This is a genomic window from Saccharothrix sp., from assembly GCF_031180885.1.
GTDB lineage: Bacteria > Actinomycetota > Actinomycetes > Mycobacteriales > Pseudonocardiaceae > Actinosynnema.
Window position 1 is genome coordinate 202,324 of record NZ_JAPSLK010000009.1, and the last position, 8,262, is coordinate 210,585.

Annotated in this window: 8 protein-coding genes; 4 read left to right on the forward strand and 4 right to left on the reverse strand. The window is 69.1% G+C overall.

Annotated elements, in window-relative coordinates; all coding sequences use genetic code 11:
* Positions 1-16 precede the first annotated feature (16 nt).
* Positions 17-1,768 (forward strand): succinate dehydrogenase flavoprotein subunit, encoded by a 1,752-nt coding sequence (gene sdhA, locus RIN75_RS14970; protein WP_309112505.1) that lies wholly within the window; start codon positions 17-19, stop codon positions 1,766-1,768.
* Complete coding sequence (locus RIN75_RS14975; RefSeq protein ID WP_309112506.1) at positions 1,768-2,550, forward strand: succinate dehydrogenase iron-sulfur subunit; 783 nt, start codon at positions 1,768-1,770, stop codon at positions 2,548-2,550. The genes sdhA and RIN75_RS14975 overlap by 1 nt, the downstream gene beginning before the upstream one ends.
* Before the next feature lie 456 nt (positions 2,551-3,006).
* Here the strand turns inward: RIN75_RS14975 and RIN75_RS14980 are convergent, their stop codons facing one another.
* The gene (locus RIN75_RS14980) at positions 3,007-4,293 is read right to left on the reverse strand and encodes a D-alanyl-D-alanine carboxypeptidase family protein (protein ID WP_375295958.1); all 1,287 of its coding nucleotides are present in this window, start codon (positions 4,291-4,293) and stop codon (positions 3,007-3,009) included.
* A 60-nt stretch (positions 4,294-4,353) separates the two neighbouring features.
* Here RIN75_RS14980 and RIN75_RS14985 point away from each other — a divergent pair, with 60 nt between their 5' ends.
* Both RIN75_RS14985 and RIN75_RS14990 read left to right on the forward strand, forming a co-directional pair.
* Positions 4,354-4,578 carry an SCO4848 family membrane protein gene (locus RIN75_RS14985; RefSeq protein ID WP_309112508.1) on the forward strand — a complete coding sequence of 75 codons (225 nt, stop codon included), beginning with the start codon at positions 4,354-4,356 and terminating at the stop codon, positions 4,576-4,578.
* Positions 4,579-4,605: 27 nt separating this feature from the next.
* A complete protein-coding gene (locus tag RIN75_RS14990; RefSeq protein WP_309112509.1) occupies positions 4,606-4,953 on the forward strand; it encodes a hypothetical protein in 348 nt (115 codons plus the stop codon).
* Between the two features lie 121 nt (positions 4,954-5,074).
* Here the strand turns inward: RIN75_RS14990 and yhjD are convergent, their stop codons facing one another.
* The 3 genes from yhjD to RIN75_RS15005 form a co-directional block, all read right to left on the reverse strand.
* On the reverse strand, positions 5,075-6,073 hold the full coding sequence (gene yhjD, locus RIN75_RS14995) for an inner membrane protein YhjD (protein ID WP_309112510.1): 999 nt from the start codon (positions 6,071-6,073) through the stop codon (positions 5,075-5,077).
* A gap of 26 nt (positions 6,074-6,099) precedes the next feature.
* Positions 6,100-7,155, reverse strand: coding sequence for a tryptophan--tRNA ligase (gene trpS, locus RIN75_RS15000; RefSeq protein ID WP_375295959.1), 1,056 nt, complete (start codon positions 7,153-7,155; stop codon positions 6,100-6,102).
* A 468-nt stretch (positions 7,156-7,623) separates the two neighbouring features.
* Entirely contained in the window at positions 7,624-7,935 is a 312-nt protein-coding gene (locus RIN75_RS15005; RefSeq protein WP_309112511.1) for a hypothetical protein, read from the reverse strand.
* Positions 7,936-8,262 lie beyond the last annotated feature (327 nt).

An 8,262-nucleotide genomic window follows, 5' to 3' on the forward strand; every position in this document is an offset into this window, starting at 1 on the left:
CGGGGAGTACCTCGACATGCAGTTCCACAAGTACGACGTCGTGATCATCGGTGCCGGCGGCGCCGGGATGCGCGCCGCGATCGAGTCCGGTCAGCGCGCCCGCACGGCGGTCCTCACCAAGCTCTACCCCACCCGCTCCCACACGGGCGCCGCGCAGGGCGGCATGTGCGCCGCGCTGGCGAACGTGGAGGAGGACAACTGGGAGTGGCACACCTTCGACACGATCAAGGGCGGTGACTACCTGGTCGACCAGGACGCCGCCGAGATCATGGCGAAGGAGGCCATCGACGCGGTCCTCGACCTGGAGAAGATGGGCCTGCCGTTCAACCGCACGCCCGAGGGCAAGATCGACCAGCGGCGGTTCGGCGGCCACACCCGCAACCACGGTGAAGCGGCCGTGCGCCGGGCCTGCTACGCGGCCGACCGCACCGGCCACATGATCCTCCAGACCCTCTACCAGAACTGCGTCAAGCACGGCATCGAGTTCTTCAACGAGTTCTACGTGCTCGACATCTGCCTGACCGAGACCGAGGACGGCCCGGTCTGCACCGGCGCGGTGGCCTACGAGCTGGCGACCGGCGAGATCCACGTCTTCCACGCCAAGTCGGTCGTGTTCGCCACGGGCGGTTTCGGCAAGGTCTTCAAGACCACCTCCAACGCCCACACGCTGACCGGCGACGGCATGGGCATCGTCTTCCGCAAGGGTCTCCCCCTGGAGGACATGGAGTTCTACCAGTTCCACCCGACCGGTCTCGCGGGCCTGGGCATCCTGCTCACCGAGGGTGCCCGCGGCGAGGGCGCGATCCTGCGCAACGCCTCCGGCGAGCGGTTCATGGAGCGCTACGCCCCGACCATCAAGGACCTCGCGCCGCGCGACATCGTCGCCCGGTCGATGGCCCTGGAGGTCATCGAGGGCCGCGGCGCCGGCCCGAACAAGGACTACGTGCTGCTGGACTGCACGCACCTGGGCGCCGAGGTCCTGGAGACCAAGCTGCCCGACATCACCGAGTTCGCCCGCACGTACCTCGCGGTCGACCCGGTGAAGGAGCCGGTGCCGGTGTACCCGACCGCGCACTACGCGATGGGCGGCATCCCGACCAACGTGCACGGCGAGGTGCTGCGGGACAACGACCACATCGTCCCCGGCCTGTACGCCGCGGGCGAGTGCGCGTGCGTCTCGGTGCACGGCGCCAACCGCCTGGGCACCAACTCGCTGCTGGACATCAACGTGTTCGGCCGCCGCGCGGGCATCGCCGCCGCCGAGTACGCCAACAGCCACGACCACGTGGACCTGCCGGAGAACCCCGCCAAGGTGGTCGAGGAGCAGGTCGCGCTGGTGCTGTCCGAGCACGGCCACGAGCGCGTCGCGGACATCCGCACCGAGCTGCAGGCCACGATGGACAAGAACGCGTCGGTGTACCGCACCGAGGACACGCTCAAGCAGGCCCTGCACGACGTGCAGGCGCTGAAGGAGCGGTACCAGCGGATCACCGTGCAGGACAAGGGGAAGCGGTTCAACACCGACCTCCTGGAGGCCGTCGAGCTGGGCTTCCTGCTGGAACTGGCCGAGGTCCTGGTGGTCGGCGCGCTGGCGCGCAAGGAGTCCCGCGGCGGCCACGCCCGCGAGGACTACCCGAACCGCGACGACACGAACTTCATGCGCCACAGCATGTACTACAAGCAGGGTGAGGGCCTGTCGGCGGACATCCGCCTGGACTACAAGCCCGTGACGTTCACCCGGTACCAGCCGATGGAGCGCAAGTACTGATGACCGCTACCGCTGAAGTGTCCACCGGCTCGCGCGGCGCACAGCCCCCGGTGCCGGACGGCGCCATCACCGTCACCCTGAAGATCCGCCGGTTCAACCCGGAGGTCGACGACGAGCCCCGCTGGGACGAGTTCGAGATCCCGGCCCTCCCGTCGGACCGGGTCCTGAACCTGCTGCACTACGTCAAGTGGTACCTGGACGGCACCCTGACCTTCCGCCGTTCCTGCGCCCACGGCATCTGCGGCTCGGACGCCATGCGCATCAACGGCGTGAACCGCCTGGCGTGCAAGGTGCTCCTGAAGGACCTCCTGGCCCCCAAGGGCAAGCAGACCACCATCACCATCGAGCCCATCAAGGGCCTGCCGGTGAACAAGGACCTGCTGGTCGACATGGAGCCGTTCTTCGAGGCGTTCAGGGCCGTCAAGCCGTACCTGATCACCTACGGCAACGAGCCCACCCGCGAACGCATCCAGTCGGTGGCCGACCGCGAGCGCTTCGACGACACCACGAAGTGCATCCTGTGCGCCTGCTGCACCACTTCGTGCCCGGTCTACTGGACCGAGGGCTCGTACTTCGGCCCGGCGGCGATCGTCAACGCCCACCGCTTCATCTTCGACTCGCGGGACGAAGGTGCGGAGGAGCGCCTGGACATCCTGAACGACATCGACGGCGTCTGGCGCTGCCGAACGACGTTCAACTGCACCGACGCCTGCCCGCGCGGCATCCAGGTGACGAAGGCCATCCAGGAAGTCAAACGCGCCCTCCTCTTCAAGCGCATCTGACCCCAGCACACCGGAAGGGCGGGACCACTCACGGTCCCGCCCTTCTGCTTTTGCTTTCGGCGCGCAGCGCCGTCGGGCAGTGCCGCCGGGGCACACACCCCAACCCGGGCTTCCTGCTTGTGCCATCCCCGTATGGCCCGCCCGAAGGGCTACCACAGATTTCCCGGGTGCCGCCAAAAAGTTTTGCGAGGAACGAGCAAAAGTTTTCGGCGGCGCCCGGGAAATCTGTGGTCGGCTTTGCCGGGTCATGCGGGGATGACACAAGCAAGAAGCCCCCGCTCTTGCAGTTGTGTCATCCTTGGCGGCTCGCCCGCCGGCGAGGCTCTTTTGATCTTCAAACGAGACGTTCCCCGCTCAGGCCCACGCTTCGCGGGTCAAAACAGGACCCCGCTCCTCACCACTGAAGGAGGAACGCGCACCGCGCTCTAAAGAGCCTGGAGCCCCTCCATAGGAGCGTCAGCCGGTCGTCTGGGACGCCTGAGCAGCCGCACGAGCAGCACGAGCAGCCTTGGCACGCCGGTTCCGCAGGTACAAGAAGAATGCGGCGATGACGCCCAACCCCGCCACCGCCGTAATCGGCAACCCGACGGTCCCGAACGCCTTTTCCATGGCCGCGTCCTGCGTATCCCGCGACTCAGCGACCTGTCCCACAGCCGCACTGGTCGGCGTCAGCTTCGGCTCCGTGGTCTTCTTCTTGGCCTGAGGCGCGCCGTCCACCAACCGACCCACGGACGCGTCCTTGGGCAGCTCGAAACCCCAGTCCAACAGCCGCGCCGCCTGGTCGGTCATCCGCACCGGCTGCTGCTGCCCGCGCAACAGCACAACGACCAACCTCCGACCATCCCGCTCGGCCGCACCCACATACGTGTGCTGGGCGTCGTCCGTGAATCCGGACTTTCCACCCAAAGCACCCCGATACGACGTCAAAAGCTTGTTGTCGTTGTAAACCGGCACGGTCCCGACACCGTTCTTCGCCGGGAAGTCGATCTTCTGCGTCACCACGGCCTTGGCGAAGTCCGGGTACTTCATCGCCGCGCGGAAGATCAGCGCCACGTCGTAGGCGGACGTGCTGGTGCCCGGCGCGTCCAGCCCGGACGGCGTGACCGCCCGCGTGTCCAGGGCACCCAGTTCGGCCGCCAACGCGTTCATCTTGCGGATCGCGCTCGGCAGGCCGCCCAGGCGCCTCGCCAGCGCATGGGCGACGTCGTTGCCCGACGCCATCACCAGGGACTGGAGCAGCTGCTCGACCGTGTACTCGGCACCCACCCGCAGGCCGATGCACGTGCACTCCTGGTCGACGTCCTCCTGGGTCGCGGCCACGGTGGCGTCCGGGGACAGCTCCTTGGCCACCACCATCGCCAGCAGCACCTTGATGACCGACGCGGGCCGTTGGCGGCCGTGCGGGTCGTAGGCGGCCAGGACGGCGCCCGAGTCCATGTCGGCGACCAGCCACGTGCGGGCGCTGATGTCGTCGGGGAGCTTCTGGGCGTTGGCGGGCAGCACCAGCCCGCACTCGCCCAGCCGCTCGCCGCCGACCGGGTTCTCCGGCACCTCCAGCGGGCGTGGCGGTTGGGCGCCCGGGGGCACCTGTTCGGACGTGTCCACCGCAGGCGGCGGTGACACCCGGTTGTCGCACGGGGCGGGCTGCGCCTGGGCCGGGGACGCACCGAACACTGCGGTGGCCAACAGCGTGCAGGCAGCCAGGGCCGTGGCTACAGGCCGTCGTGTCGCGGGGGAACGCACCCGCCCAGGCTATCCACCCCGGTTGAGTGACGTGCACCCGCCACGTCCGATACTGCATCCGTGAAGCTCTCCCGCGGCATGTCGCTGTTCCTGGTGGCCTTCGGGGTGTGGTCCTGGGTGATCTGGCCGAACTTCCTGCGCAACATCTGGAAGGACCCCCGTTCGTGGGACGCCGGCCCGACCGCGTTCTTCACCGTGCACCTGGTGCTCGTCGTCGCGTCGCTCGTGTTCGGCACGATCATCGGGGTGCTGGGCGTGCGCGGCCTGCGGGCGCTCCGCAAGTAACCCACCACACACCCTGGAGGCTCCGCCGTGGAGTTCGTGCGCCTGTTGCTGGTGTTCCTGCACCTGCTCGGCATGGCAATGCTGGTCGCGATGTTCTTCGTCCAGAACCGGGCGGGCAAGGACGCGCCGCTGAACAAGGGCTGGCTGCACGGCGTCGGTCTCCAGCTCATCACCGGTGTGGCGCTCTACGCGATCGCCCCGCTGACCGACGCCGACTACAACCACATGAAGCTCGGCATCAAGACGCTGGTGCTGGTGGTCATCGGCGGCCTGGCCGCGGCGAACCTGAACAAGCCCAAGGCGCCGTCGTGGCTCCCGCAGACCCTCGTCGGCCTGGTCGTGGTGAACGTCGGCCTCGCGGTCTTCTGGCAGTGACCCAGCGCCTCTGACCCAGCGCCTCTGACCCAGCGGCTCTGACCCAGCGGCTCTGACCCAGCGGCTGCGCACCCAGCGGCTCTGACCGAGCGCCTCTGACTTAGCGGCTGCGCAGCAGGGTTCAACGCCTGCGCAACAGGAAGCCCGCCACCAGTCCCGCGCCGACCAGTCCGGCGGCGGCGCGGGCGCTGGGGGTCTTCGTGACCTCCACCACGGGCCGGATGACCGCGGGCGGCGGCGGCTGGGGTGGGTCCTTGAGGAGGTTCTCCCGGGCGGTCGCGGTCCAGGCGGTGATGAACAGCAGGAACTGGGCGACCAGGTTCGCGAACACCAGGACACCGATGATCGGGCCGAACGCCACGCCGGCGGGCGAGGACGTGACCATGGTCAGGTAGATCGTCCCGACCTGCTTGAGCACCTCGAACCCGATCGCCGCCGCGGCCGCGCCCTTCAGCGCGCTGCGCCAGCCGACCGGCTTGCGCGGCAGCTTCGCCAGCACCCACAGGAACACCAGCCAGTTCGCGGCCAGCGCCAGCACGATGGTGCCGACCTTGAGCAGCGCCTCGGCCCACCACACGCCGTCCAGGCCGACGAACTCCAGCACGAGCTGGGCGAACCCGCTGCCGACCGCCGTGAGGCCGAACGAGACGACCAGGGCGAGGCCCAGGCTCAGCAGCGCCAGCAGGTCCTTCAGCGCCGTCTTGAAGAACGGCAGGTCCGCCTTGGCGTGGCCCCACTGGGCGGTCAGGGCGTCGCGGAGGTTGCTCATCCAGCCGAGCCCGGAGTAGGCGGCGCCGAGCAAGCCGAACACGCCGACCGTGCCCTTGGACTCGATCGCCTGCGCCACCACCTGGTTGATGGTGTCGCCCAACGTGCCCGGCACGGCTTCGGCGATGCCCTGCTTCAGCTCGTCCAGCAGCTCGGGCTGCGAGGACAGCACGAAACCGGCGATCGCGAAGCCGATCATGAGCATCGGCACCAGCGAGAGCACGCTGAAGTAGGTCACCGCGGCGGCGTAGTGCGCGCCGTACTGCTTGGAGTAGCGCTCACCGGCGCGGACCAGGTGATCGAGCCACGGGCGCTCGCGGCGCAGCCTGTCGAGCTTGGACTCTTCCGCCACCTACCAGACGCTAGGGGTTCGCGTGATCACGCGCCACTCGGCAGGAACCCCACCTTGTCGTACGCGCGCGCCAACGTCTTCCCAGCGACCTCACGCGCCCGCTCCGCGCCCTTGGCCAGCACCTTGTCCAGCTCCGCCGGGTCGGCCAGGAAGCCCGCCACCTTCTCCTGGATCGGCGTGGCGAACTCGGTGAACACCTCGCCGAGGTCCTTCTTCAGGTCGCCGTAGCCCTTGCCGTCGTAGTCCGCGACCAGCTCGTCGACCGTCCGGCCGGACAGCGCGGAGTAGATGACCAGGAGGTTGCTGATCCCGGGCTTGTTCTCGGGGTCGTAGACGATGTCCCGCCCGGTGTCGGTGACCGCGGACCGGATCTTCTTCGCGGACCGCTTGACGTCCTCCAGCAGCTCGACCACGCCGGTGGGCACCGACTTGCTCATCTTGGCGGTCGGGTCCTGGAGGTCGTAGATCTTGGCGGTGTCCTTGACGATGTAGGCCTCGGGCAACCGGAACGTCTTGCCGTAGCGCGTGTTGAACCGCTGGGCGAGATCCCGGGTGAGTTCGAGGTGCTGCCGCTGGTCCTCGCCGACGGGGACGTGGTGGGCGTTGTAGAGCAGGATGTCCGCGGCCTGGAGGATCGGGTAGGTGAACAGGCCGACGCCGACCTGGGTCTCCTGGCGGGCGGACTTGTCCTTGAACTGCGTCATCCGGCTGGCCTCGCCGAACCCGGTGAGGCACTGGAGGACCCACGCGAGCTGCGCGTGCTCGGGGACGTGGCTCTGCACGAACAGCGTGGCGCTGTCCGGGTCGATGCCGAGCGCGAGCAGCTGGGCGGCCGAGGTGCGCGTGTTCTGCCTGAGGACCTTGGGGTCCTGCTCGACGGTGATCGCGTGCAGGTCGACGACGCAGTAGAACGCGTCGTGCGTCTCCTGGAGCGCCACCCACTGCCGGATCGCACCGAGGTAGTTGCCGAGGTGGAACGACCCGGCCGTCGGCTGGATGCCGGACAGGACACGGGGGCGGCTCACCGGAGCGGCCTGGCCCTCGGCGGCGTTCGCGGTGTTCGCGGGGTTCGCAGCAGACACGCCACGATTCTCCCAGGCCCCGCCTACTCGCCGGGAAGCGGCCGGCCCCGCGCATTCCTCCGGCCGCGGAACCCGCCGTGCGCGACCTCACCCGGCCCCAACGCGACCTCGCGTGGCCCCAGCGTGACCTCGCGTGGCCTCACCCAGCCCCACCTGGCCCACGTGACCTCGCGTGGCCTCCGGCCCCCGAGTCGATCGTCTCACGAGGGACCGACAACTTCGGCCGCGAACCCCGGGCAGCGCAGATGCCGAGCCCGCGGGGAGCTTGCCCGACCGCTCCCGAGACCAGCAGACGACCGCCCGCGAAACCGGCAGACAGCTCGCTCGCAAGACCGGCGGGTGGCCCGCTCGCAAGACCGGCAGACGGCCCCGCTCGCAAGACCAGCAGGCGGCCGTACCCGCGGCCGGAAGGGGCGCTTACAAGGCCCGCATGGAACCTCTCGCGACCTTAAGGGCGAGGCGCGGGGTTCAGCTCTTCGCTGCGTCGAGGGCCGGGGCGGGGACCGCGGCGGGCAGGGTGGCCGTCGGGTCGAGTGCCGAAGCGGGCTCGACCAGGGCGTTCGGGCCGGACTGGGCGCGCTGCACCGCGGCTCGACGCCGGCGGACCAGGCCCGTGACCAGGCCGACCACACCGAACGCCACCGCGGCGACACCGACAGGCGCGTTCAACGTCACCGGAGCCGCCGCGACCACAGTCGTGCCCGCCGCCGCCACACCCGTGGTGACCAGGGGCGACACCGTGCCCACGACCAGACCCAGTGCTGCACTGCGACCGCGCACTGCCGAGCCTCCTCGCAAAGCGTCACCCCACGGACGGGTGAACCTTGTTGACGGTCGGCCGCGAACCTACCGAAGCTGTGGAGCTCCGTGTGTTGAGTTCGGGTAAAACGCGACCGGACGGCAGACTAGCCATCCGCGATCACCCACTCGCCCGTGGGGGTTACCTCACGGCATCCACTCGGCCATATGTCGTAGTGCGCTGCCGGGCAGGTCGTCCGGCCAATGCCGCAGTGGCGTGCAGCTGTTCGACGGTACGGGCGGAGCCGTGTTCGGAGCCGGCCATGCGGCTGATGGTCTCCTCCATCAACGTCCCGCCCAGGTCGTTCG

Coding starts and splice junctions, on each gene's coding strand:
- sdhA (WP_309112505.1), top strand. CDS start 17: ATGCAGTTCCACAAGTACGACGTCGTGATCATCGGTGCCGGCGGCGCC.
- RIN75_RS14975 (WP_309112506.1), top strand. CDS start 1,768: ATGACCGCTACCGCTGAAGTGTCCACCGGCTCGCGCGGCGCACAGCCC.